Raw genomic sequence first — 24,278 nt, 5'->3', positions numbered from 1 at the left:
AGGGCTTGGGATGTGAGCGAGCATGCGTTCAGTGTCAAGATGGGACAGTGACTTCAGAATCAATGGCGACTTCCGGCAACTCGCCCACAAGTGACTCCTCTTCCCTGCAGCGCAGCAGCGAACTCACCCGCTTCCGATTGGCTCCGAACCCGGGCCCAATGAGCCTGGACGGCACGAACTCGTACGTCATCGGCGCGCCGGGATCCCGTCATGTGGCGGTGGTAGACCCGGGCCCTGAAGACGAACAGCATTTGGCTGCGTTGGCATCGGCAGGTGTTGTGGATGTTGTCCTCATTACCCACCGGCACGCGGACCACACTGAGGCATCAGCACGTTTTCACCAGATCACCGGGGCGCCTGTCCGTGCTGCGTTGCCGGAGCATTGCCACGGCGGCGAGCCGCTGATGGACGGCGAAGTCCTGACGGCGGGTGGCGTGGAGATCCGTGTGGTGGCCACCCCGGGTCACACGTCGGACTCCCTCTGCTTCCATCTCCCTGATGACGGGCCCAGCGGATCCGTTCTCACCGGCGATACAATCCTGGGCCGCGGAACCACTGTGTTGGATTACCCGGATGGCCGGTTGGGAGACTACCTTGCAAGCTTGGACAGGCTGGAAGCGCTAGGACCCGCAACACTGCTGCCCGCACATGGGCCTGTTCTGCCGGCCTTGGACGAAAAGTGCCGTGAGTACCGTCATCATCGCGAGCAGCGGCTCGACCAAATCCGGATGGCGTTGAAACACCTCGGTACTCATGCATCCGTCGCTGCGGTCACGGATGCCGTTTATCCCGACGTCGACCCTTCCGTCAGGTGGGCGGCAGAGACTTCCGTTACGGCCCAGTTGGATTACCTCCGAAGCTAAACCCGGACTGTAGGCTTGAGCCCATGCGTATCGCCCGGTTTGTAGTTGATTCTGATCCCCTTTACGGCGTTGTTGAAGGCGAGCCCGGCAGTGAGGAAATCACTGTCATCAACGGCGACCCCTTCTTCAATGGCGTCGAACGTACCCATGTGAAGCACAAGCTGGAGGACGTGCGGCTCCTCGCCCCGATCATTCCCCGCAGCAAAGTCATCGGCGTTGGCCGGAACTTCGCCGAGCACGCCGCTGAACTCGGCAACGAGGTTCCCCAGCAACCGCTGCTGTTCCTGAAGCCCAACACATCAGTGATCGGCCCGAACGATCCCATCATCCTTCCCGAGTTCTCCGAGGAAGTTTCCTTCGAAGCTGAGCTCTGCGTAGTGATCGGCCGGATCTGCAAGGACGTTCCCGAGGAGCGTGCGGACGATGTTATCTTCGGCTACACCTGCGGTAACGACCTCACCGCCCGTGATGTCCAGAAGACCGATCTTCAGTGGGCGCGGGCCAAGGGGTTCGATACCTCCGCACCGCTGGGTCCGTGGATCGAAACCGAACTCGACCATGAGGACCTGTCCATCCAGGGCCGGCTCAACGGCGAACTCCGCCAGGACGGCAGCACCAACCAGATGATCCGCGGTGTACGCGAGCTCGTCTCGATCGTTTCGCACGCGTTCACCTTGCTTCCGGGCGACGTCATCATGACCGGCACCCCGGCCGGCGTCGGCCTGGTCAGTGAAGGCGACCGCTTTGAAGTGGAAATCGAAGGCATCGGCCGGCTCTCCAACCCGGTGGTTCGCCGCTAGGCTCCCAGCCAGGCCTTAAACCTCGACGGCGGCACGCACCTTTCATACGAAAGGCGCGTGCCGCCGTCGAGCGTTTCCGTACGGGAATCCGAGGCATCGCCAAGCGGTAAAGTTGGAACCACTATGACTACTGCTTCTGCGTCGAACGCTGCCTCCAGCGCCATTCCTGCCGTCAACGCCGAGACTCCGGTCCGCGTCCGTTTTTGCCCGTCACCCACGGGAACGCCGCACGTTGGCCTGATCCGCACCGCCCTGTTCAACTGGGCCTATGCACGCCATACCGGCGGCAAGCTGATCTTCCGCATCGAGGACACGGACTCAGCCCGCGACAGCGAAGAGAGTTACCACCAGCTGCTGGACGCCCTCAAGTGGCTCGGCATCAATTGGGATGAGGGCGTAGAGGTTGGCGGACCGCACGAGCCTTACCGGCAGTCGCAGCGCGGCGACATCTACCAGGACGTTATCGCCAAGCTCAAGGCAGGGGGACACGTTTACGAGTCCTACTCCACGCCCGATGAGATTGAAGCCCGCCACAAGGCGGCCGGCCGCGACCCGAAGCTGGGCTATGACGGTTTCGACCGGCACCTGACGGATGAGCAGCTGGCACAGTTCAAGGCCGAGGGCCGCGAGGCCGTCCTGCGTCTCCGCATGCCGGACGAGGACCTGACATTCAACGACCTCGTCAGGGGCGAGATTACTTTCAAGGCAGGCTCGGTTCCCGACTTTGCCGTTGTCCGCGCCAACGGTGCTCCGCTCTATACGTTGGTGAACCCCGTTGACGATGCCCTCATGGGAATCACCCATGTCCTGCGTGGCGAGGACCTCCTGAGCTCCACTCCGCGTCAGATTGCGTTGTACCGTGCGCTCTACGCCATTGGCGTGGCCGAGTACATGCCGGAATTCGGACACCTTCCCTATGTCATGGGCCAAGGCAACAAGAAGCTTTCCAAGCGCGACCCGGAGTCGAGCCTCTTCCTGCACCGTGAACGAGGATTCATCCCCGAAGGCCTGCTCAACTACCTCTCGCTGCTTGGCTGGTCCTTGAGCGCGGACGAGGACATCTTCACCGTGGAGCAGCTTGTTGCTAACTTCGACATTCATGATGTCCTGGGCAACCCCGCCCGTTTCGACATCAAGAAGGCCGAAGCCATCAACGGAACGCACGTGCGGATGCTCGCGCCGGAGGACTTCAAGGAGCGCCTGGTTCCATACCTCCGCGCTGCTGGTTTCGTTGGGGAAATCCTGACTCCACGGCAGGAGGAGATCCTCGCTGAAGCAGCTCCTCTGGTCCAGGAACGAATCACCCTCCTGGGTGAAGCTCCCGAGATGCTGGCTTTCCTCTTCAAGGCCGATGACGCGATCGATGTTGCGGACGATGCCCGCAAGGGTCTCCCGCAGAACCTGGAAGAAGTACTGGATGCCGCCCTGGCGGCGTTGGAGCCCATCGGGGAGTGGACGGCAGAGAACATCCAGGCCGCGCTCAAGCAGGCTCTGGTTGAGGACTTGGGTATCAAACCGCGTGCGGCGTTCGGGCCTGTGCGCACTGCTATCTCAGGACGACGCATTTCGCCGCCGCTTTTCGAGTCGATGGTGATCCTCGGCAAGGATTCCTCGCTCGCCCGCGTCCGCGCCTTCCGCGGCTAGCAACGGAAGCAGTCATGGCTATCTCAAGTACTTTCGGCACCATTCGCGGTGTCCTCTTCGACATTGATGACACCTTGGTGGACCTTGAGTACGCCATGACAACAGCACTCCGCGATGTCAGCGAGCATCTCCTGCCCGGCCTGGACCAGGCCGGGTGGGTGAAGTTCGGGCGCATCTTTACCCACGAAACCACGCACTTCTACGACCGCTACCTGGCCGGAGAGTTGACGTTCAACGAGCAGCGGCTGCTGCGTGGCAGGGCCGCTTTGGGCCACTTTGGTGTGGAGCTTCAGGACGGCGAGGAGTCGCAGGCGTGGGTAGCCGACTATCACCAACGCCAGACGGCGTACGTCCGGGCTTTTGACGATGTAGAAGGCGTACTGGACGCACTCGATGCTGCAGGCATCCCTTACGGCGCCGTCAGCAATAATGTGCATGATTACCAGCGGGCCAAGCTGGATGGTGCCGGCCTTGCAAGGATCAAGGTCCTCGTGGGTACGGACACTGTAGGTGTGCCGAAGCCTGATCCTGCGATCTACCTCGAAGGCGTGCGCCTGCTGGGTACCCGTCCGGGGGAGACCCTCTATGTGGGCGATAACAGGTTGCTTGATGCTGACGGTGCAACGGCGGCGGGCTTGGTTGGCGTGTGGCTTAACAGGACGGGGGAAGTGGTGGAAGAGTTTGCCGGCCGCCAAGTGGACTCACTGTCGCGGCTACTGGTGAAGGCTGCTACTCCGGCATGAAGGCCGTGTGATGCAGGTAACGGCTTTACGATTTGTGCAGGTGGCAAGACTCCGGTAGAGTCATTACTCGTGCTGAGGGGCACGGAGGGAAAAGCTGAGGGAAACCAAAGCGCTGAACTCCGGTCCAAAGGCCACTTTGGGATATGGTGTAATTGGCAACACTACGGTTTCTGGTACCGTCATTCTAGGTTCGAGTCCTGGTATCCCAGCTCTGAAAATCCGCGTAAACACGCTGGAAATTCAGAAGTTTCAAGTCGATTAGTCGATTTGGAGCGTAGCTGAAAGTATGAAATACTCATTCAGCTTGATCGCCGGAAACGGTGACAAAAAGTGCAAGGCCCCATCGTATAGCGGCCTAGTACGCCGCCCTCTCACGGCGGTAACGCGGGTTCGAATCCCGCTGGGGTCACAAACAAATCCCCCGGAACCACCGTTCCGGGGGATTTCTTTTCCCCAATTTCGGCCACGGTGCTTGCGCCGCTCCTGTGACGGAGATCGGGCTGGCATGATGATGCTGTGACCGCAAATGATGATGAGACAACACCCCGGGCTACCCAAGCTGCCCAAGGTGCGGCAACCGCCGTCGAGGCCTTGGAAGCTGCCCGTGCGGAACTCGCGGCCACAACCCTTCCGCTCGCGGTGCCGGAGGTCCGGGAAGCCCGTCAGTGGATCCGTGAATCCCTGGCCCAGCTCGACGACTACGTGATTCCCCGCTACCGCAGCCTCGACGCTCCGCTGCTGGCCGTCGTAGGTGGTTCCACCGGCGCAGGGAAATCCACGTTGGTCAACGCGCTGATCGGCTACCCGGTGACCCGTGCAGGCGCTATCAGGCCCACCACCCGCCAGCCCATCCTCCTGCACCATCCTCTGGACGCCGGGTGGTTTGAAGGCCACCGGATACTTCCCAGCCTGGACCGTATCCGCGGCACCGTCTCTGCGAGTCCTCTCCCGGCGCATCAGGCAGGGGCCGCTCCGGACGCACAGGCCATCACATCTTTGGTACTGGTGGGACACGAGTCAGTGCCCCAGGGAATCGCCCTTCTGGATGCACCCGACGTCGACTCCATCTCCGATGACAACCGTCGGCTCGCCGGACAACTGCTTGCTGCCGCTGACCTCTGGGTGTTTGTCACCACGGCTAACCGCTATGCCGACGCCGTACCGTGGCGCCTGCTCTTGGACGCAGCTTCGCGGGATATCACCGTAGCGGTGGTCCTGGACCGCGTGCCCGCAGCTGCGGAGGATGAAGTCAGGACTGACCTCCAGGCAATGCTGGACCGGCAGGGCCTGGCTGACGCGAAGCTCTTCGTCGTTCCGGAGAGTGCCTTGGATGGGCTGGGGATGCTCCCGGAGGACTCCGTGGTCGGCTTGCGTCAGTGGCTGGGGGCCTTGGCGGCCAATGCGGCCGGACGGGCGGAAGTGGCCAGGCGGACACTGAATGGCGCAATTAAAGCTGTCAGCGTCCGGTTGGAGGGAATCGCGGGTGCTGCTGCGGCCCAGGATGCCGCCGCCCACGATCTCCAGTCAACGTGCGTCACCGAGTATGAGCAAGCTCTCTCGCGCATTCTGGAAGCCACGAAGGACGGAGCGCTGCTTCGCGGCGAAGTGTTGGCGCGGTGGCAGGACTTCGTGGGAACAGGGGAATTCTTCCGGGCACTGGAGCAGAACATCGGCCGGATGCGGGACCGTGTAGGGGCCTTCTTCCGGGGCGAGCCGGCTCCCGCGGTGAAGGTTGAAACCGCGATCGAGACCGGGTTGCAGGCGGTGATCCTGGACGAGGCCGCGAACGCGGCCGAAAACGTGGACAGGCGCTGGCGTTCGGACCCCGCTGGTCGGGAACTTCTTGGCTCCGAAGATCTTTCGGGCACCAGCGAGGGTTTCGATGCGAAGGCTGCAGCAGCTATTCGTTCCTGGCAGGAAGGACTGATGGAGATGATCCGCACGCAGGGCCAGGGAAAACGCACCCAGGCCCGGTGGTTGTCCTTCGGCGTCAACGGGCTCGGCGCCGCGCTCATGGTGGTGGTGTTCTCCATGACCGCCGGCCTGAGTGGTTTGGAGATCGGTATCGCAGGCGGAACGGCTGTTGTTGGACAGAAGCTGCTGGAAGCCGTGTTCGGTGAGGACGCAGTACGTCGCTTGGCCCAGCAGGCCAGGGATGATCTGCACACACAGTGCCAACGGCTCCTGGACGACGAGAGGCAACGGTTCCTGGATCGCCTTGAAGCGGCCCATCCAAACTCCGGAGACAACCTCGCCCGGCATGCCCAGGCCTTGCGCCGCCTGGCAGGGGTCGCATGAGCCGCCACGGCCAGGTCCGCGAGTCGTCTCAACTGCAGCGCCGGCTTGAATCGCTCAACACTGCCAGGGAACTGGCTGAGGGCGTCCTGCCGGACCCCGATCTGCAGTCAGTGTACGACGTTTTGGAGCGTGCAACCTCGCGGCGGTCATTGTCGGCAGGGCATACTGTGGTGGGGTTTTTCGGGGCGACGGGCAGCGGAAAATCGTCGTTGTTCAATGCTGTATCCGGCAGCGATCTCGCGACTGCCACTGCGCGGCGTCCCACAACGTCTGCACCTTTGGCGGGCATCTGGGGCGAAGAAGGCAGCGGCCCTTTGCTTGATTGGCTGGACGTCAAGGAGCGGCATACTCTACCGCCGGTTCCAGGGCTCGCAGACGAGAACAGCGGCCTGGTGCTGCTGGACCTGCCCGACTTCGATTCCACCAGGGTGGAAAACCGGGAGATTGTTCAGCGCATGGTGGGCATGGTGGATGTGCTGGTGTGGGTCCTGGACCCGCAAAAGTACGCCGACGCTGCGGTGCATAACGACTTCCTTCGACCCATGGCCTCCCACGGTGCCGTCACACTGGTTGTCCTGAACCAAGTGGACAAACTCAATGCAGCCGACGCAGCCGCCGTCATGGAGTCCTTGGAAGGGATCCTGGCGCGGGACGGACTGGGCAAAGTCAGGGTCCTCAGTGCCTCGGCGCTAAACGGCGACGGCGTCCCGACTCTCCGCGCGGCCATCCGGAACGTCGTGGTCCAGCGGCAGGCAACAACACAGCGCCTGTCAGCAGACGTCACCAAGGCCGCGGCGGAACTTGCCCGGGCCTCCGGCGAGGGCGAAGCCCGAGGCATCAAAGGAAGCGCGAAGGCCCGCCTGGCGTCTGAACTCTCGACGGCGGCAAACGTACCGGTGGTGGTGGACGCCGTGCAGCGATCTTTCACGAGGGAGTCAGCCAAGAGGACCGGGTGGCCCGTCACCCGATGGCTGTTGCGTTTCCGACCCGACCCATTGCGGAGGCTGAACCTGGGCAGGGATGACACCAAGCCGGAATTGAGCCGGACATCGCTGCCTCCTGCGGGGGCGCCGGAACGGGCACGGACGGACGCCGCCGTCAGGGATTTTGCCGATGAGGCTTCCGCCGGCGCCCCCGGTCCTTGGCGTGCAGCAATTCGCAGCGTGGCCAGGGAGGGGCGGGAACAGCTGCCTGACGCGTTGGATCAAGCTATTGCAGGCACCGACTTGAAGGCGGGCAAACGTCCCCTGTGGTGGATCCTTTTCAATACCCTTCAATGGATTGCGCTTCTGCTCGCAGTAGGCGGCCTTGGGTGGCTGGGTGTGTTGGCCGTACTCGGCTACTTCCAAATGCCAGTGCCGGAGGTCCCGCGAACTGAAGGGTGGCCGTGGCCTACGCTGATGGTCGCCGGGGGAGTGGTGCTGGGCATCGTCCTTGCCATCACTGGAAGGATTCTTGGAGGCTGGGCTGCCCGGGTCAGGGCATCGGGAGCAGCGAAGCGTTTAAAGGCCGCCGTGGCGGCAGTTGCCGAGCAACGGATCGTGGAGCCTGTCGGGGTGGAAATTACGCGCTTGAAAGCGTTCAACGCGGCGCTGAAGGCCGCGCGCTCCGGCTAGGGCCATGCAGCTTAGAGGGCCGAAGCGGCGTCCCTGACTTTGATGAGCGTTCGCAGGTTCCTTGTAGTCGTGCTGGCTTTGTAGCGTGCCTTGGCCGAGAGCTTGCTGAAGGGGCTGTCCAGCGTCCCGCCGGCGGGAGCCAGCCACGCGGAGGCTTCCGGGCCCAGCCGCACTTGTTCCACGCCGTCCACCGCTTCGCCTGCCTGAAAAAGTTCATCGAGCATGGCTGTATCGGAGGTGAGGGTGATGTAGCTGTGCGTGGTTTTGTCGTCCGCCGGGTACGGGCACGCGTCCACCAATTCCGCTACCCGCGCGGCAGTAAGGACAACCACCCAGGCATCGTAACCAAAGGTTTCCCGTAGGCACTTCTCGAACTGCGCCTTGACGTCCTTGACGCTGAGTTCACTCTGAAGCACCACATTCCCGCTGGCCAGCAGCGTCTTGACCTTGGTAAACGGGTAGTCCTTGAGGGCTGATGTGAGATCGGCCATCTTGATGTTGATGCCGCCCACATTGATGCCGCGGAGGAATACGGCGTAGTTACTCAGGCTAGTCATTGTTCTTGCGCAGGGCTTCGGTCAAAACCCGGGCGGCGTTACAAACTACCTCGGCGTGAAGGCGGCCCGGCTGGCGGGTAAGGCGTTCAATCGGACCGGAAATGGACACAGCTGCGATGACCCGGCCTGACGGTCCGCGAACGGGGGCTGAAACCGAGGCGACCCCGGGCTCGCGTTCGCCAAGGCTCTGACCCCAGCCCCGGCGTCGTACGCCTGCAAGGACGGTGGGCGTAAAGCGGGCATTTTGCAGCCCTTCGAGGAGGCGGTCATGGTCTTCCCACGCCAGCAGGACCTGTGCGGCGGAGCCGGCCTTCATGGAGAGCTGGGTCCCCACCGGAATAGTGTCACGCAGGCCGATGGGACGTTCCGCGGATGCCACGCAGACACGCCAGTCGCCCTGGCGGCGGAAGATCTGCGCGCTTTCGCCCGTGGCGTCCCGGAGCTGAATGAGAACGGGCCCTGCGGAGGCAATGAGCCGGTCCTCACCGGCAGCGGATGCGAGCTCCACCAACCGGCTGCCCAGGACGAAGCGTCCCTGGATGTCCCGGCTCACCAGGCGATGGTGAACCAGAGCCAGCGCAAGGCGGTGAACTGTGGGCCGGGCAAGCCCCGTGGCCGCTACGAGTTGCGCGAGAGTCGTGGGCCCTGCCTCAAGAGCATCGAGTACTTGGGCCGCTTTATCAATGACACCGACTCCACTAGAATTGTCCATGTAATGATATTGCCGTCTCAATATCTGAGATGCAAGTTGTTTCGCTGGCCTATTTTGCGGCGGTGCTGCTTCAGTGGAACAAGAACAACGCAACAAGCCAACCGCAGTGAAGGGAGCAAGGCCGTGGGAAAGACACTGGCCGAGAAAGTCTGGGACGCGCACGTAGTGCGCAAGGGTGAGGGCGAAGGAGCCAATGCCCAGCCAGACCTTCTCTTCATCGACCTGCACCTGGTCCACGAAGTGACGTCCCCGCAGGCGTTTGAGGGCCTGCGCCTGGCTGGCCGGCCCCTGCGGCGCGTCGACCTGACTATCGCCACGGAGGACCACAACACTCCCACGCTGGACATCGACAAGCCAATCGCGGACCTGACCAGCCGCACGCAGATTGAGACCCTGCGCGCCAACTGCAAGGAATTCGGCGTCCGACTGCATTCCCTGGGTGACAAGGAACAGGGGATCGTGCACGTCGTGGGGCCGCAGCTGGGACTGACCCAGCCGGGCATGACAGTGGTCTGCGGCGACTCGCACACCTCAACACATGGCGCCTTTGGTGCGTTGGCCATGGGAATCGGCACGTCCGAGGTGGAGCACGTCATGGCCACCCAAACCCTGTCTTTGAAGCCATTCAAGACCATGGCCATCAATGTTGAAGGCACCCTGCGTCCCGGCGTCACCGCCAAGGACATCATTCTTGCCGTCATCGCCAAGATCGGGACAGGCGGCGGTCAGGGTTATGTGCTCGAATACCGCGGCTCGGCCATCCGTGCATTGTCGATGGATGCCCGGATGACCATTTGCAACATGTCCATCGAAGCCGGTGCCCGCGCCGGCATGGTGGCTCCGGACCAGACCACGTACGACTACATGCAGGGCCGCCCCCACGCGCCGGAAGGCGCCGACTGGGATGCCGCCGTCGAGTACTGGAACACGCTCAACACGGACGCGGACGCAACTTTCGACGTCGAGGTTGACCTGGACGCCGATACGCTCGAACCGTTCGTGACCTGGGGAACCAACCCGGGCCAGGGCGTGTCGCTGTCCGCAAAGGTACCGTCGCCGGAAGATTTCGGTGACGAGAATGCCAAGGCAGCTGCCGAGCGCGCCCTGCAGTACATGGGCTTGGAAGCCGGCACTCCCATGAAGGACATCCGCGTGGACACCGTCTTCCTGGGATCCTGCACTAACTCACGCATCGAGGACCTGCGCGCTGCTGCGGACATCATTCGTGGCCGCGAAAAGGACCCCAAGGTCCGCATGCTGGTGGTACCGGGTTCCGCCCGTGTCCGCCTGGAGGCAGAGGCGGAAGGCCTGGACAAGGTCTTCAAGGAATTCGGCGCAGAATGGCGTTTTGCCGGTTGTTCCATGTGCTTGGGCATGAACCCGGACCAGTTGGAGCCGGGGGAGCGCTGCGCCTCAACATCCAACCGCAACTTTGAGGGTCGCCAGGGCAAGGGCGGCCGCACGCACCTGGTCTCGCCTGTCGTGGCTGCGGCCACTGCTGTCCGGGGCACGCTGAGTTCGCCGTCGGACCTCGAGTCCGCTGCCGCAGGCACACTGACCGGAATCGCAGTCTAGGAGGATCCCATGGAAGCATTCACTACCCACACCGGCATCGGCGTTCCACTGCGTCAGAGCAACGTGGACACCGATCAGATCATCCCCGCTGTGTACCTCAAGCGCATCACGCGCACTGGCTTCGAGGACGCTTTGTTCGCTGCTTGGCGGAAGGACGAGTCCTTCATCCTTAACCAGGCCCCGTTCAATGCGGGCTCAGTGCTGGTGGCAGGCCCTGACTTCGGTACGGGGTCATCCCGTGAGCACGCTGTCTGGGCGTTGAAGGACTATGGTTTCAAAGCCGTCCTGTCTTCCCGGTTCGCCGACATTTTCCGCGGAAACTCCGGAAAGCAGGGGCTGCTGGCAGCCCAGGTGGCACAGGATGACATCGAACTGATCTGGAAGGTCCTGGAAAACCACCCGGGAACTGAGGTCAAGGTTGATTTGGTCTCCAAAACGGTTGAGTGCGGCAACGTGGTGGCGCCGTTCGACATTGACGACTACACCCGTTGGCGCCTCCTGGAAGGCCTCGATGACATCGGCCTGACCCTTCAGCATGAGTCGGACATCACGGCGTACGAGGCCACCCGCCCGGCTTTCAAGCCGAAGACGCTCCCGGCGAAAGTTGATGCCCGGTAACCCCTTGTCTTAGGCCGCAACCTGCGGATACAAGGACCGGCAGGCCTCCCTCGGGAGCGTCTGCCGGTCCTTTTTCGTCGGTGTGCGGCTGAAGCCGGATACGGGGTGTGTCGGGCGGTTCCATTTCGGATCGGTAAAGCGAGCTTCTATGCTTAGCTGGAGCCTTTGTAAGTTTGGGGGGCGAGTAGTCGTGAGGAAACCGGTATAGATGAGTAGTGTTCTGACAATCCGCGGTGGCGTCCCGTTGACCGGGCGAGTGACCGTTCGCGGTGCCAAGAACCTGGTGCCCAAGGCCATGGTGGCGGCGTTGCTGGGCAGCGAACCATCGGTGCTGAGGAACGTGCCGGAAATCAAGGACGTCGAGGTTGTCACCAGCCTGCTGCAGCTGCACGGCGTGACCGTTGTGAAGGATCCGGTATCGGGCGACCTCACTCTGGATCCCAAAGATGCAAAGACGGCCTCCAGCACGGCAATTGATGCGCACGCCGGCGATTCGCGGATTCCCATCCTGCTGTGCGGACCGCTGATTCACGCGATCGGCGAGGCCTTCATCCCGGATCTGGGTGGTTGCAAGATCGGCGACAGGCCCATCGACTATCACCTGAATGTCCTGCGGCAGTTCGGCGCGGTGGTGGAGAAGCGCCCGGGCGGCATCCACATTTCTGCCCCGAATGGCTTGCATGGAGCCAAAATTTCGCTGCCGTACCCATCGGTTGGCGCCACCGAGCAGGTGCTCCTGAGCGCAACGCGTGCCGAGGGCATCACTGAACTCATTGGCGCGGCCACGGAACCCGAGATCATCGACCTCATCGCGGTCCTGCAGAAGATGGGCGCCATCATCAGCGTCCAGACTGACCGGACCATCCGGATCGAGGGCGTCAAGGACCTTCGGGGTTACAACCACCGTGCGCTCCCGGACCGGAACGAATCCGCATCCTGGGCCTCTGCTGCATTGGTTACCCGCGGCGACATTTATGTTGAGGGTGCTTCGCAGCGCGACATGATGACGTTCCTGAATACGTACCGCAAAGTTGGTGGCGGCATGGACATCGGCGACGACGGTATCCGCTTCTACCACCAAGGCGGCAAGCTCTCCCCGCTCGTCCTGGAGACGGATGTCCACCCGGGCTTCATGACGGACTGGCAGCAGCCCCTGGTGGTTGCCCTGACACAGGCCGAGGGCGTTTCCATCGTCCACGAGACTGTCTATGAGAACCGCTTCGGATTCACGGAAGCCCTTGCCCGGATGGGTGCGAACATCCAGGTGCACCGCGAGTGCCTGGGTAGCGTTCCCTGCCGGTTCGGACAGCGGAACTTCCTGCACTCAGCAGTGATTTCAGGCCCCACTCCGCTCAGGGGCACAGACATTGACATCCCAGACCTCCGGGGTGGTTTCAGCCACCTCATCGCAGCGCTGGCAGCTACAGGCACGTCACGCGTTACGGGCATTGACATCATCAACCGCGGTTACGAGCGCTTTACCGAGAAGCTCGCCGGCCTGGGCGCCGATTTCGATATCACCACCACCAAGTAGCGGGGGCTCCTTTGAAGGAATCGGCCAAGAGCCGTGCAACGTTCATGCTGCTGGCGGGTCTCGCGCGTCCGTTGATGAATGTCCTGATGGCCAGGAAGTGGGAAGGCGTGGAGAACCTTCCACCCGGTGGCTTTATCGCAGTACCAAACCATTGCACCGAGATCGACCCCATCGTCATCGGACACATGGTGTACAACCAGAAGCGGCCACCGCATTTCCTCGCGAAGACGGGCCTCTTCAAAGTGCCTGTCCTGGGTGCCCTGCTGCACGCCACAAAGCAGATACCGGTTGAACGCTCGACGGCGGGAGCGAACCGCTCGCTTCAAGTCGCCAAAGAAGTGGTGGACGCCGGTGGTGCCATCATCATCTACCCCGAGGGCACTCTCACCCGCGATCCCGATTTGTGGCCCATGAAGGGCCATACCGGGGCCGCCAGGCTAGCCCTGCAGACCGGAGCCCCTGTGGTGCCCATGGCGCACTGGGGTGCACAAGAGGTTTTCCCCCGGTATGCCAAGCGGTTCCATATCTTCCCGCGGAAAACCGTCCGAGTGCTTATTGGGAAGCCCGTTGATCTCAGTGCCTTCAGCGAACGGCCGCTGGATCGCACAACGCTGACAGCGGCCACTGAAGTCATCATGGATGCCATTACCGAACTCCTTGAAACTCTTCGAGGCGAACAGGCCCCGGCTGAACGCTGGGATCCGGCTGTGCACAAGCAGTCCAAGCACGGCCGCTTCATTCAGGGTAGTTCTCCTGATGCCCACGAAGGCGAGGACGGCAAATGACCGCGGTGGAAACGAATGTCTCCACGCCGGACATCGTGGCTGTTTTGGGCGCGGGTTCGTGGGGAACCACGTTTGCCAAGGTCCTGGCCGATGCCGCTGCGGCTACCGGATCTGAGCGTAGTATCCGGATCTGGGGTCGTCGGGCGGAGGTCGTGGAGCAGATCAACTCTTCGCACCGAAACGAGCAGTACCTCAAAGACATTGAGCTTCCACCATCCGTAACAGCATCTACGGATGTGGAGAAGGTTCTCAAGGATGCCACCCTGGTGGTCCTCGCCGTACCCGCCCAGTCACTTCGGCCGCAGCTCGGGGAGTGGAAGGCCTTCCTTGCGCCTGACGCCGTGGTTGTCTCCCTGATGAAGGGCCTGGAACTGGGCACGGACGCCCGGATGAGCGAAGTCATTGCCCAGGAGTTGGGTCTTCCGGCACCGCGCGTAGCAGTAGTCTCAGGCCCCAATCTGGCCATGGAGATTGCGAGGGAACAACCAACAGCGTCAGTTGTTGCCTGCAGTGACGCAGACACTGCTGCTGCCATTGCGCTGTGCTGCACGGCGCCGTACTTCCGGCCATACACCAGCACTGATGTTGTGGGCGTGGAAATCGGCGGGATCGTAAAAAATGTGATTGCGCTTGCTGTGGGCATTTGCGAAGGCCGGCAGATGGGCGACAACACCAAAGCCTCGGTGATCACGCGCGGACTCGCTGAGACGTCCCGGCTTGCCTTGGCCCTTGGCGGAGAAGCCCACACCATGGCCGGTCTCGCCGGACTCGGCGATCTTGTTGCCACGTGCTCTTCAGCCCTGTCCCGGAATCACACCGCCGGCAGGTTGCTTGGTGAAGGCCTCAGCCTCGAGCAAGTGGCCCAACAGATGACGCAGACAGCAGAGGGCATCAAATCCGGCCCCGCTGTGCACGAGCTGGCCGGCAAATTGAATGTTGAAATGCCCATTACGGCTGCCGTCGTGGCAGTGCTGGAAGGCAGAATGTCCGTTGATGACCTGGGGCCACGACTGTTGGCCCGGGCACTGAAGTCCGAAGGCGACTACTGATGGTGACTGACCAATCCACCCCCTTGACGGGCCGCCCCCGCGTAGCGATTCTCTTTGGGGGTCGCTCCAGCGAACATGCCGTCAGCTGCGTGACAGCGGCTGGTGTCATGGGCGCGATCGACAAGAACAAGTACGAGGTCATACCGATTGGCATCGCCAAATCGGGGCAGTGGGTACTTGCCTCGGGTGACACCAGCGACTGGTCCTTGGCTTCGGCAGCGCTTCCCGAGGTGGCGCCCTCAGGCAGGACCGTGACCTTGGCCGAAGTGGGTGGTGAGCATCAGCTCATCGTTACCGAGCCCAACGCGGTTCCCCAGGAACTGGGTTCCGTGGACGTTGTCTTCCCCCTGCTTCATGGGCCATGGGGCGAAGATGGGACCATCCAAGGCCTGCTGGAGCTTTCGGACACGCGCTATGTAGGCGCCGGTGTGCTGGCCTCGGCCGTGGGGATGGACAAGCATTTCATGAAGGTGGTTTTTGAATCCGCCGGACTGAGCGTAGGACCGTACGTGGCTGTCACGGACCGCGAATGGACCACGGACGCCGAGGCCGTCCGTAAGCGCGTGGACAAGCTCGGGTACCCCGTCTTCGTTAAGCCTGCCCGCGCGGGTTCGTCCATGGGCATCTCCAAGGTCGACTCAATGGAAGGGCTCGACGCTGCCATCGAGGAAGCCCGCCGCCATGACCTGAAGCTGGTCATTGAAGCCGGCATCGTGGGCCGCGAGATCGAGTGTGCTGTCCTGCAGGGTCGTGGCACGGATGCGCCCCGTACTTCCATGCCTGGTGAGATTGCGGTGGCAACCGGTGAGCACCAGTTCTACGACTTTGCTGCCAAGTACGTTGAGGACGGTGCCGCAGCCCTGAGTTGCCCGGCTGACATGCCGGACGAGGCAATCGCACGCGTGCGTGAACTCGCCGCCGTCGCTTTCGACGCCGTGGGGGCGGAAGGCCTCAGCCGTGTGGATTTCTTCTACACCCCGGCCGGTGAACTGATCATCAACGAGATCAATACCATGCCGGGTTTCACGCCCAAGAGCATGTACCCGCAGATGTGGGCGGCATCCGGGCTGGCTTACGGGGACTTGATCGACGAACTGATCCACTTGGCTCTGACCCGCAAGACGGGGCTGCGCTAAAGCACTACTGCGGGGATGGCAGGTTCTGCAGATCTTCCTGGCCCACGCACTTTCCGGTCGCCTTGATCTTGCCAACCGCGGCTGCCAACTCAGTCAGGACAGTTGCTGAACTGATGTTTGCCGCCTCCAGCTTGACTGGATCTATCAAGATCTCCGTGGCTGGTTCGCGGCCGAACGTGGTCAGGGTGTAAACGGGATCGCCTTCCTTGATGACCCAGTCGATGTCATTGACGCTCACACAACGGTCCGTGGTGGGTCCGGGAACGTTCACTCCGCATCGGAGAATGACCTGCGAAGGATCTCCCCAGGCAGCTGTCGCCTGGCTGTTGGTTTTGCGGAGGGCAGCATCACCGATCTGGTCCGGCAGAGCAACCATCATTGGCGCGCAGGCAGGATTGGCGGCGTCGGAGGCTGCCGTGACGTCCACCGTAGGCGCACAGGCCGACAAAGCGGTGACGGATGCGGAAGCCAAGGCGATGGCCAGGGCGGTCCGGGGAAGGGTCTTTCGGTGCATTTATCCAGCCTATCCCGCAAGCGCCGGCAGGCAGATTCGCGTTGCCCGGGTCACATTCCCGCTGGAACTGCCGTCCGGAGAGCCGCATTATTCTGTCGGTGGATCGCGATAGCGTAGAGCGGTGCCATGAGAAGACGCAGGCGCCGTGCCAAGAGAAGAGTTGACAGCAGTGCCAGAAGAACCGTTGACCGTCCAACACCTGTCGGAGTCAGAGCTCCTCGCGCGGATTTTTCCGCGCCTGCACCATAGCCCAGGCGTTCTGCTGGGACCCGGCGACGACGCCGCCCTGATAGCAGCGCCGGATGGCAGGGCGCTCATCTCCATCGACACCCAAACGCAGGACCAGGACTTCAGGCTTGAGTGGCGTAACGGCTACCGGACCACAGGATTCGACGTCGGCTGGAAGGCCGCAGCGCAAAACCTCAGCGACATCAACGCCATGGGCGGCAGCGCCACGAGTCTCGTGGTAAGCCTCACCATGCCGCCGGAAACGCCTGTCGAATGGGTTGAAGCTTTTGCTGATGGGCTCACGGCGGCAATTGTTGGCTTGGGCGCTTCGAATTGCTCGGTGGCAGGCGGAGACCTTGGAAGGGGCCGCGAGCTGGCGGTAACTGTCGCCGTCGTCGGGACGCTTGCCGGTGTTGCGCCAGTGCTGAGGTCCGGTGCCAAAGCCGGGGACGTCGTGGCGGTTTCAGGGACCCTGGGAAGGGCCGCTGCGGGCTGGGCGCTGCTGGAAAGCGACATTCCGTTCGACAAGCTGTCTTCTGAATTGCGGAGCCTGGTGGACAACCAATGCCGGCCGATGCCACCGCTGGCCGCCGGACCGCTGGCCGCGCGTACGGGTGCCACGGCCATGATGGACATTTCCGATGGCCTGCTGCGGGATGGTAGCCGCCTGGCCGGAGCGAGCAACGTGATCCTTGATTTCGATCCCGTTGCTTTGAAAACTTATGCAGCCTCACTGGAACCAGCAGCGGCCGTTCTGGGAAGGGAAGCCATGCGATGGGTGCTTGGCGGGGGAGAAGACCATGGTTTGCTCGCTACGTTCCCGGCAGGAATTCAGCTGCCGCAGGGCTTCACTGCGATAGGCTCGGTGCAAGCCGTTGTCGAGCCGCCAGGCAGTGGCGTCCGGATTGCCGGGCAAACTGCTGACACCGTTGGATGGGATCACTTTGCAGACTAAGATCGCCGCGAATGCACACGCCATGAAACGTTGGCTCGGCAAGGCGGAGGTGGTCCTCGGCAACCACAGTGACCGTCTCAATGCGATCAACATCTTCCCCGTCGCTGACGGAGATACCGGAACCAACCTTTATCTCACTGTCCGGGCAGCTGTGGCTGCCCTAGGCGGAAATGCGCCGGACTCCACTGAAACCGGCAACGACGTCGGCGCCATACTGTCCCGTGCCGGGCAGGCAGCCATGGAGCAAGCCCGAGGCAATTCGGGCACACTCTTTGCAGTGTTCCTCTGCGCCGCTGCCGAGCCCCTGGCCGGGAAAACCCGCCTCAGCGCGCCCCTGCTTGCCACTGCGCTGAACAGGGCACAGATCCGTGCCTGGTCTGCCCTGAGTGAACCTGTGGCAGGCACCATGCTTTCGGTTTTGGAAGCGGCCGCCCATGCTGCTCAAGCCGTGGACGCATCCCAAAGTGGCGACGACAGCAACCATGCATTGGGGCTCTCGCTCGACGCCGTGGTGGAGGCCGCCTACCAAGCCGTCGTCCGGACAGAGGATGAGCTCGCACAACTCCATGAAGCACATGTTGTGGACGCAGGCGGCGTGGGGATGCTGCTGGTGCTTGATTGCCTCCGAGCCGCCGTCCTTGGGGAAGAACTCCAGGAGGAGCTGCTCGACGGCCTCCACGGCTACAAATTGCAGGATCCCCACATCCACGAGCACATGCCGGCCGACGACGGCGTGGAAGTCATGTGCACCATCAACCTCTCGCCCCTGAATGCGGCCATCCTTCGGCAACGCCTGGACGAGATGGGCGATTCCGTCATCATGAGCCAAGTCGGCGGTGCCCAAGGCGCAGATGATGACGACGACGAATCCAGTGTGGAGATCAGTTACCGTTGGCGCGTCCATGTGCACGTCGCCGACCCGGAACCGGCCGTCGCATTCATTCGTTCGCTGGGAGAACCGACTGATATAGCAGTAAGCCAGTTGGCAATACCCCGTGATGACGTGCAGCGCCCGGCTCCCACACAAGAACCAGTCGGCAGCGAATCCGAGGGCATCAGTGACGCTTTCAATGTCTCAGGCCAGTCACGGCATGAATACTGAGCTGGACCTGCCCCTCGAACGCAGGATTGGCAAGCGGTCTGCGGCCGTCATAGAAAAGCACTTGGGCCTAAAAACGGCCGGAGCCTTGCTGAACTACTTTCCTCGCAGATACTTGAACCGCGGTGAGTTGACGCCCATCAGCAAGCTCCCGCTGGATGAAGAGGTCACGCTGATTGCCCGGGTTCTGTCCAACAGCACCCGCCAGATGAGGGCCCGCCGTGGTTCGATCACCGATGTGGTGGTGACGGACGAAGCCGGTGGTAGCGGTGTCCCAGGTACGTTGAAGGTCAGCTTCTTCAACGGATTCCGGGCAAAGGCAGAACTCCTGGCCGGTCGTCGGGCCATGTTTTCGGGCAAGGTGACCCGCTACGGCGGGGCCCTCGGCTTGACCAACCCGGACTTTCTGCTGCTGGACGAGGACCCTGAGGCTGAGGGTTCCGTGGATCCCGAAAAGCTCGCAGCCATGCCCATCCCTGTCTACCCGGCGACGGCCAAGCTGACCAGTTGGTCTATCCATAAAGTGATCACTTCCTTGATCCAAACCATGGACCTTGATTCTTTGGAAGACCCGCTTCCGGCAAGCATCGTCCAAAGGGACGGCCTGCTCAGTGTCGCTGAGGCCTACCGCTTGATCCATTCACCCGGGATTGCCAAGGACTGGCAACGCGCTCAGGAACGCTTCCGATACCAGGAAGCCCTGGTGCTGCAAACGGCCCTTGCACGCCGGCGCGCCCAGCTGGCTGCAGAAGAAGCCACTGCGCGCCGTCCGCGCGTGGGAGGTTTGCTAACTAAGTTCGATCAAAACCTGCCCTTTACCCTGACTGCCGGCCAATCCGCCGTCGGAAAGACGCTGGCTGAAGAGCTCGGGCGCGACACTCCCATGAACCGTCTGCTGCAGGGTGAAGTGGGCTCGGGAAAGACGATCGTGGCCTTGCGGGCCATGTTGCAGGTAGTGGATGCAGGTGGCCAGGCAGCACTCCTGGCGCCCACGGAGGTCTTGGCGGCCCAGCATTTCCACTCCATCCGCAAGACGTTGGGTGCTCTCGCCCGCGACCACATCTTTGGCGGTGCCGGCATGCTTGGCGGCGACTCCACCCAGGAAGCCGTTCAAGTGACGCTCCTGACCGGTTCCATGCCCACTGCTGCGCGGAAACAGGCAATGCTGGACGCGGCCTCAGGAAATGCGGGAATTGTCATTGGCACGCACGCTTTGCTGAGCGACAAGACCAGCTTCCAAGACCTCGGGCTGATCGTGGTGGATGAGCAGCACCGCTTTGGTGTGGAACAGCGCGATGCCCTCCGGGCCAAGGCGCAGCGGCCTCCACATTTGCTGGTCATGACAGCCACGCCGATTCCCCGCACGGTGGCCATGACGGTATTCGGTGACCTCGAGACCTCCATCCTTGATGAGCTTCCGGCCGGGCGTGCGCCGATTTCCACTCACGTCGTGGGGCTCGCGGAGAATCCGGGCTGGGTGGACCGAATATGGAAACGTTCCCGCGAAGAAGTCGATTCGGGTCACCAGGTTTATGTGGTGTGCCCCAAGATCGGCTCCGACGACGACGGTGACTTCAGTCCGGGCGAAGCGGAACCCAGCGATGTCGACCTGGCGGACGAAGGCCCGGCGCGGGAACTCGCATCGGTGACCGCCGTCGTCGAAAGCCTCCTGCAGGAGCCTTCACTGGCTGGCGTCCCGGTAGCGCCGCTCCATGGGCGGCAGGATCCGCAGGTGAAGTCGGAGACGATGGCTTCGTTCGCCTCCAACAACACCAAAGTGCTGGTGTCCACCACTGTCATTGAGGTGGGCGTCGATGTCCACAACGCCACCCTCATGGTGATTCTCGATGCCGACCGCTTTGGAATCTCACAGCTCCACCAGCTGCGTGGGCGGGTTGGCCGTGGAGGTTTGCCCGGCACTTGCCTGCTGGTGACCACGCTGGAACCCGGACACCCGAGTCGTCGCCGGCTTGATGCCGTTGCTTCAACGACGGATGGATTTGAGCTGTCCCAGGAAGACTTGAAACTCCGCCGTGAAGGCGACATTCTAGGTGCTTCGCAATCCGGCGGACGCTCCACCCTGAAGTTGCTCCGTGTCCTTGAACACGAAGACATCATTGCCCGGGCACGTACCGACGCCCAAGGCCTGGTGTCGGAAGACTCTGCCCTGCAACAACAGCCGGCACTTGCCGCCGCAATAGATGATTATTTGAACCCGGAGAAGGAGGCGTTCCTTGAACGCGGTTAGAGATCCACGGAAGCGTGTTCATGGAGAATCCCTGTGAGCCGGATCATCGCCGGGGTTGGTGGCGGGAACCCGCTGGCCAGCGTCCCCGGAACGGCGACGCGTCCCACCACGGACAGGGTCAAGGAGGCGCTCTTTTCCCGCCTGGAATCCTTGGCAGTCATTGAAGATGCCCGGGTCCTGGACCTTTATGCAGGCTCCGGATCCTTGGGCATCGAAAGTGCCAGCCGAGGGGCCCGGACCGTGGATCTGGTGGAGTTCGATGCCAAGGCAAGCGATGTCTGCCAGCGCAATGCGGATCTGGTGAACCAACTTCTGGGCGGGAAAAGGGTCTCAGTCCATCGGTCCAAGGTGGAATCATTCCTGGAGCGTGCGGGTAACGCGGACATGTGGGATCTCGTCTTCCTTGATCCGCCTTACCCCTTGGACGAACCTGCCTTGAGTGCTGTGCTGGCAAAGCTGGGGCCGCATTTGGACGATGCGGCCGTTGTGGTGGTGGAGCGGAGTTCGCGGAGCCCTGAGCCTGAGTGGCCCGACGCCATGGAATGTTTCGCCGACAAGAAGTACGGCGAGACCAAGCTGTGGTTCGCTGAGCCGGCCTAGCGGACCCTCTCTTCAGCCCGTAATACTGTCGAGCTCAACGCCCGTGAGGACGCTGGCGGGGTGGGGGCCACGTGCTAGCAGTTGCGCCGTCCAGTCCGGGGACCACGGTTTGCATGTGCCTACCAGGACGATGTTGCCCGGGTAGCGGCCAGCGAACATTCCCGTCTCAGCGAAGGCAGCGACGTCCGGCATGGCTTGGCGCAGCGCTGCCACCTGGCTACGGACGAGCGTCAGCGCAGGTTCGTCACCCACATTAACGATCAACACCCCATCCGGCCGGAGCCTACCTGCTGCTTCCTCATAGAATTCCCGGCAGGCAATATGGGCAGGGGCCTCCGGCCCGGAGAAGATATCGAGAATCACGACGTCGAACATCACCTGCGCGGGAAGCTCCGCCAGGGCGTCGCGGGCGTCGCCGATGAGAGTGGTCAACGTAGCGCCGTCAGGCATGGGCAGCTTCTGAAGTACGAAGTCCAACAGCTCACGCTCAAGCTCAACAGCGTATTGCTCCGAGCCCGGACGGGTTGCTTGGATGTACCGCGCCAAGGTGAGGGCACCGGCGCCCAAATGCAGGGCGCTGATGGGTACTCCTGGTTCTGCAGCCAAGTCCACCACATGCCCGATCCTGCGGAGGTACTCGTAGAAGATCTCCGAGGGATCGGCCAGGTTCACGTGCGATTGTTCGGCTCCGCCGATGCTGAGGATGAAGCCGCCCTCGACGAGGGTGTCGTTCTCGATGGTGGCGTGCTGTCCCGTGGTTCGGAGGAAGCGCGTTGCCTGGGGCTGGCCGGAGCCTCTGGCGTTCAGAGCCGGTCCTTCAGGGTGGCGAGGCGTTCGGCGGCTTCCTGCAGGACGCCGGTCTTCTTGCAGAAAGCGAAACGCAGCAGGCTTCGCGTACGCTCGGCTCCCTCCGGATGGCAGAACACCGGGACCGGGATGGCTGCCACGCCTACAAGCCCTGGCAGCCGCCTTGCGAGGTCAACGGAGTCGCGAATGCCCAGCGGTGCCGTGTCCACGTTGATGAAGTAGGTGCCGCTCGGGTTGTAGACGCCGAAGCCGGCTGCCCGGAGGCCTTGGGCGAGAATGTCCCGTTTGCGGCGCAGTTGATCGGCGATTCCTGTATAGAACTCATCGGGAAGGCCAAGGCCCACTGCGATGGCGCTCTGGAAGGGGGTGCCTGAACTGTAGGTCAGGAACTGCTTCACCGTGCGAACTGCAGCCACCAAGTGTGCCGGTCCGCTGAGCCAGCCGATTTTCCAGCCGGTGAAGGAAAACGTCTTTCCCGCGGATGAAATGGTGATGGTACGTTCGGCGGCGCCGGGCAGCGAAGTAATCGGTAGGTGCGGTACGCCGAAGGTGAGGTGCTCGTAGACTTCGTCGCTGACGATGATGGCGCCGTACTTTGCGGCCAGTTCCACAATCATGGACAGGACGGATTCCGGAAAGACCGCACCCGTGGGGTTGTGCGGGTTGTTCAGGAGGACAACTCTGGTGCGGGTGCTGAAGGAGCTTTCCAACATCGCGAGGTCGGGAAGGAAATCCGGGGCCAGCAGGGGAGCGGTGACGTGTTTGGCGCCGGCCATGCCGATGATGGCCCCGTAGGAGTCGTAGAAGGGTTCGAAGGTCAGGACTTCGTCCCCGGGCTGGATGAACGCGAGCAGCGTCGCTGCGATCGCTTCTGTTGCGCCCGTCGTGACAAGGACTTCAGTATCAGGATCCGGGTTCAGCCCGTAAAAGCGCTGCTGGTGGGAGGCGATGGCTTCCCTCAACGCGGGAACGCCTTTGCCGGGCGCATACTGGTTGGCTCCCGCGGCGATGGCGGACTGGGCTGCCGCTTTGATTTCCGCGGGGCCGTCTTCATCGGGAAAACCCTGGCCGAGGTTGATGGCGCCGGTGGACAGTGCCAAAGTGGTCATTTCCTCAAAAATGGTCACTCCCAGCGTTCCTTCGGGGGAGAGCAGGTTGGCTCCCGTGGCCGCCCGCTGCCATGGTGTTGCGATGGTACCTGCGGTGGTGCCCGCGCTCATATCAAGGGAAGAATTGCTGCCTGCGGATGCCATGTCAGACATGGTATCCCGGCAAAGCCATGGGGTAGGTTCGTCTCATGAGACGCGCGGTATGCCCTGGATCCTTTGACCCTATCCACAATGGACATCTCGAAGTCATCGCCCGGGCCGCCGGCCTGTTCGACGAAGTCATCGTGGCCGTGTCCACTAACTACGCCAAGAAGTACAGGTTCAGTCTTGAGGACCGAATGGAGATGGCGCGGGAAACTTTGGCCTCTTTGCGCGGCATCATCGTTGAGCCGATGGGTGAAGGGCTGCTGGCGGAGTACTGCCGCCACCGCGGTGTCTCAGCCATAGTCAAGGGCCTTCGTTCATCGTCGGACTTTGACTACGAGTTGCCGATGGCCACCATGAACCGCCAGTTGGCCGGCGTCGAAACGGTCTTCCTGCCTGCTGAAGCGCATTACGTGCACCTTTCCTCCACCTTGATCAAAGAGGTCAATGTCCTCGGGGGCGATATCTCCGATTTCGTCCCCAAATCGGTACTGAAGAGGCTCCTTGCTGGCGAGCCGCCAACAGAACCGCCGCGCAAGGGGTAGGCTTGTCGGGTACCTTGCGCCATCGCGCAGAGTTCCCCAAGCTGAAACCACTGCGCGTTCACGCGCGCCCGGCGTCGGTTTGAGTCCTCAAGCGTGATC

Annotated in this window: 22 protein-coding genes and 2 tRNA genes; 19 read left to right on the top strand and 5 right to left on the bottom strand. The window is 62.3% G+C overall.

What is annotated here, in order from left to right:
* The first annotated feature begins 62 nt into the window (after positions 1 to 62).
* The 8 genes from AC6CH8_RS16880 to AC6CH8_RS16845 all read left to right on the top strand — a co-directional run bounded on the left by AC6CH8_RS16880 (position 63) and on the right by AC6CH8_RS16845 (position 7,964).
* A complete protein-coding gene (locus AC6CH8_RS16880; RefSeq protein WP_498191572.1) occupies positions 63 to 863 on the top strand; it encodes an MBL fold metallo-hydrolase in 801 nt (266 codons plus the stop codon).
* A 23-nt stretch (positions 864 to 886) separates the two neighbouring features.
* Positions 887 to 1,663: a fumarylacetoacetate hydrolase family protein gene (locus AC6CH8_RS16875; RefSeq protein WP_090818840.1), complete on the top strand. Its 777-nt coding sequence runs from the start codon at positions 887 to 889 to the stop codon at positions 1,661 to 1,663.
* A gap of 123 nt (positions 1,664 to 1,786) precedes the next feature.
* Positions 1,787 to 3,307 (top strand): glutamate--tRNA ligase, encoded by a 1,521-nt coding sequence (gene gltX / locus AC6CH8_RS16870; protein ID WP_178996751.1) that lies wholly within the window; start codon positions 1,787 to 1,789, stop codon positions 3,305 to 3,307.
* Positions 3,308 to 3,321: 14 nt separating this feature from the next.
* A complete protein-coding gene (locus tag AC6CH8_RS16865) occupies positions 3,322 to 4,050 on the top strand; it encodes an HAD family hydrolase (protein ID WP_091468179.1) in 729 nt (242 codons plus the stop codon).
* A 137-nt stretch (positions 4,051 to 4,187) separates the two neighbouring features.
* Positions 4,188 to 4,259: transfer RNA gene (locus AC6CH8_RS16860), tRNA-Gln, on the top strand.
* A 127-nt stretch (positions 4,260 to 4,386) separates the two neighbouring features.
* A tRNA-Glu gene (locus AC6CH8_RS16855) sits at positions 4,387 to 4,459 on the top strand.
* 107 nt (positions 4,460 to 4,566) lie between these two features.
* The gene (locus AC6CH8_RS16850; RefSeq protein ID WP_498191565.1) at positions 4,567 to 6,348 is read left to right on the top strand and encodes a dynamin family protein; all 1,782 of its coding nucleotides are present in this window, start codon (positions 4,567 to 4,569) and stop codon (positions 6,346 to 6,348) included.
* Positions 6,345 to 7,964, top strand: coding sequence for a GTPase (locus AC6CH8_RS16845; protein ID WP_498191564.1), 1,620 nt, complete (start codon positions 6,345 to 6,347; stop codon positions 7,962 to 7,964). Before AC6CH8_RS16850 ends, AC6CH8_RS16845 begins: the two co-directional genes overlap by 4 nt.
* 11 nt (positions 7,965 to 7,975) lie before the next feature.
* Here AC6CH8_RS16845 and AC6CH8_RS16840 read toward each other — a convergent pair whose 3' ends face one another.
* Positions 7,976 to 8,512, bottom strand: coding sequence for a DUF1697 domain-containing protein (locus tag AC6CH8_RS16840; RefSeq protein ID WP_498191571.1), 537 nt, complete (start codon positions 8,510 to 8,512; stop codon positions 7,976 to 7,978).
* Position 8,513: 1 nt separating this feature from the next.
* Positions 8,514 to 9,233, bottom strand: coding sequence for an IclR family transcriptional regulator (locus AC6CH8_RS16835; protein WP_014922101.1), 720 nt, complete (start codon positions 9,231 to 9,233; stop codon positions 8,514 to 8,516).
* A gap of 123 nt (positions 9,234 to 9,356) precedes the next feature.
* Here AC6CH8_RS16835 and leuC point away from each other — a divergent pair, with 123 nt between their 5' ends.
* From leuC to AC6CH8_RS16805, 6 genes are all read left to right on the top strand, one after another.
* Positions 9,357 to 10,808 (top strand): 3-isopropylmalate dehydratase large subunit, encoded by a 1,452-nt coding sequence (leuC, locus tag AC6CH8_RS16830; protein WP_091468172.1) that lies wholly within the window; start codon positions 9,357 to 9,359, stop codon positions 10,806 to 10,808.
* A gap of 9 nt (positions 10,809 to 10,817) precedes the next feature.
* Positions 10,818 to 11,426 carry a 3-isopropylmalate dehydratase small subunit gene (gene leuD, locus AC6CH8_RS16825; RefSeq protein WP_420178338.1) on the top strand — a complete coding sequence of 203 codons (609 nt, stop codon included), beginning with the start codon at positions 10,818 to 10,820 and terminating at the stop codon, positions 11,424 to 11,426.
* 208 nt (positions 11,427 to 11,634) lie between these two features.
* Positions 11,635 to 12,960: a UDP-N-acetylglucosamine 1-carboxyvinyltransferase gene (gene murA, locus AC6CH8_RS16820; RefSeq protein WP_091468167.1), complete on the top strand. Its 1,326-nt coding sequence runs from the start codon at positions 11,635 to 11,637 to the stop codon at positions 12,958 to 12,960.
* 11 nt (positions 12,961 to 12,971) lie between these two features.
* The gene (locus AC6CH8_RS16815; RefSeq protein WP_498191563.1) at positions 12,972 to 13,745 is read left to right on the top strand and encodes a lysophospholipid acyltransferase family protein; all 774 of its coding nucleotides are present in this window, start codon (positions 12,972 to 12,974) and stop codon (positions 13,743 to 13,745) included.
* A complete protein-coding gene (locus AC6CH8_RS16810; RefSeq protein WP_498191562.1) occupies positions 13,742 to 14,794 on the top strand; it encodes an NAD(P)H-dependent glycerol-3-phosphate dehydrogenase in 1,053 nt (350 codons plus the stop codon). Before AC6CH8_RS16815 ends, AC6CH8_RS16810 begins: the two co-directional genes overlap by 4 nt.
* Positions 14,794 to 15,930 (top strand): D-alanine--D-alanine ligase family protein, encoded by a 1,137-nt coding sequence (locus tag AC6CH8_RS16805; protein WP_498191561.1) that lies wholly within the window; start codon positions 14,794 to 14,796, stop codon positions 15,928 to 15,930. Before AC6CH8_RS16810 ends, AC6CH8_RS16805 begins: the two co-directional genes overlap by 1 nt.
* Positions 15,931 to 15,934: 4 nt before the next feature.
* Here AC6CH8_RS16805 and AC6CH8_RS16800 read toward each other — a convergent pair whose 3' ends face one another.
* On the bottom strand, positions 15,935 to 16,444 hold the full coding sequence (locus AC6CH8_RS16800; RefSeq protein WP_178996746.1) for a DUF3515 family protein: 510 nt from the start codon (positions 16,442 to 16,444) through the stop codon (positions 15,935 to 15,937).
* Positions 16,445 to 16,613: 169 nt separating this feature from the next.
* Between AC6CH8_RS16800 and thiL the strand changes: the two genes are divergently transcribed.
* From thiL to rsmD, 4 genes are read left to right on the top strand one after another with little or no spacing between them, the layout of a single operon-like run.
* Complete coding sequence (thiL, locus tag AC6CH8_RS16795) at positions 16,614 to 17,627, top strand: thiamine-phosphate kinase (protein WP_498191560.1); 1,014 nt, start codon at positions 16,614 to 16,616, stop codon at positions 17,625 to 17,627.
* Between the two features lie 22 nt (positions 17,628 to 17,649).
* A complete protein-coding gene (locus AC6CH8_RS16790) occupies positions 17,650 to 18,729 on the top strand; it encodes a DAK2 domain-containing protein (protein ID WP_498191559.1) in 1,080 nt (359 codons plus the stop codon).
* On the top strand, positions 18,719 to 20,974 hold the full coding sequence (locus AC6CH8_RS16785) for an ATP-dependent DNA helicase RecG (RefSeq protein ID WP_498191558.1): 2,256 nt from the start codon (positions 18,719 to 18,721) through the stop codon (positions 20,972 to 20,974). The genes AC6CH8_RS16790 and AC6CH8_RS16785 overlap by 11 nt, the downstream gene beginning before the upstream one ends.
* Before the next feature lie 33 nt (positions 20,975 to 21,007).
* Positions 21,008 to 21,574, top strand: a complete 567-nt coding sequence (gene rsmD, locus AC6CH8_RS16780; protein WP_498191557.1) for a 16S rRNA (guanine(966)-N(2))-methyltransferase RsmD — start codon at positions 21,008 to 21,010, stop codon at positions 21,572 to 21,574.
* Positions 21,575 to 21,586: 12 nt separating this feature from the next.
* Here rsmD and AC6CH8_RS16775 read toward each other — a convergent pair whose 3' ends face one another.
* Both AC6CH8_RS16775 and AC6CH8_RS16770 read right to left on the bottom strand, forming a co-directional pair.
* Positions 21,587 to 22,381, bottom strand: a complete 795-nt coding sequence (locus tag AC6CH8_RS16775) for a spermidine synthase (protein ID WP_498191570.1) — start codon at positions 22,379 to 22,381, stop codon at positions 21,587 to 21,589.
* Positions 22,378 to 23,601 (bottom strand): aminotransferase class I/II-fold pyridoxal phosphate-dependent enzyme, encoded by a 1,224-nt coding sequence (locus AC6CH8_RS16770; RefSeq protein ID WP_498191569.1) that lies wholly within the window; start codon positions 23,599 to 23,601, stop codon positions 22,378 to 22,380. Before AC6CH8_RS16770 ends, AC6CH8_RS16775 begins: the two co-directional genes overlap by 4 nt.
* Before the next feature lie 77 nt (positions 23,602 to 23,678).
* Here AC6CH8_RS16770 and coaD point away from each other — a divergent pair, with 77 nt between their 5' ends.
* Positions 23,679 to 24,179 carry a pantetheine-phosphate adenylyltransferase gene (gene coaD, locus AC6CH8_RS16765; RefSeq protein ID WP_091468145.1) on the top strand — a complete coding sequence of 167 codons (501 nt, stop codon included), beginning with the start codon at positions 23,679 to 23,681 and terminating at the stop codon, positions 24,177 to 24,179.
* The last annotated feature ends 99 nt before the right edge of the window (positions 24,180 to 24,278 follow it).

This window comes from Paenarthrobacter sp. GQ52, assembly GCF_059759005.1.
This window is presented reverse-complemented; position numbering and strand designations above follow the sequence as displayed.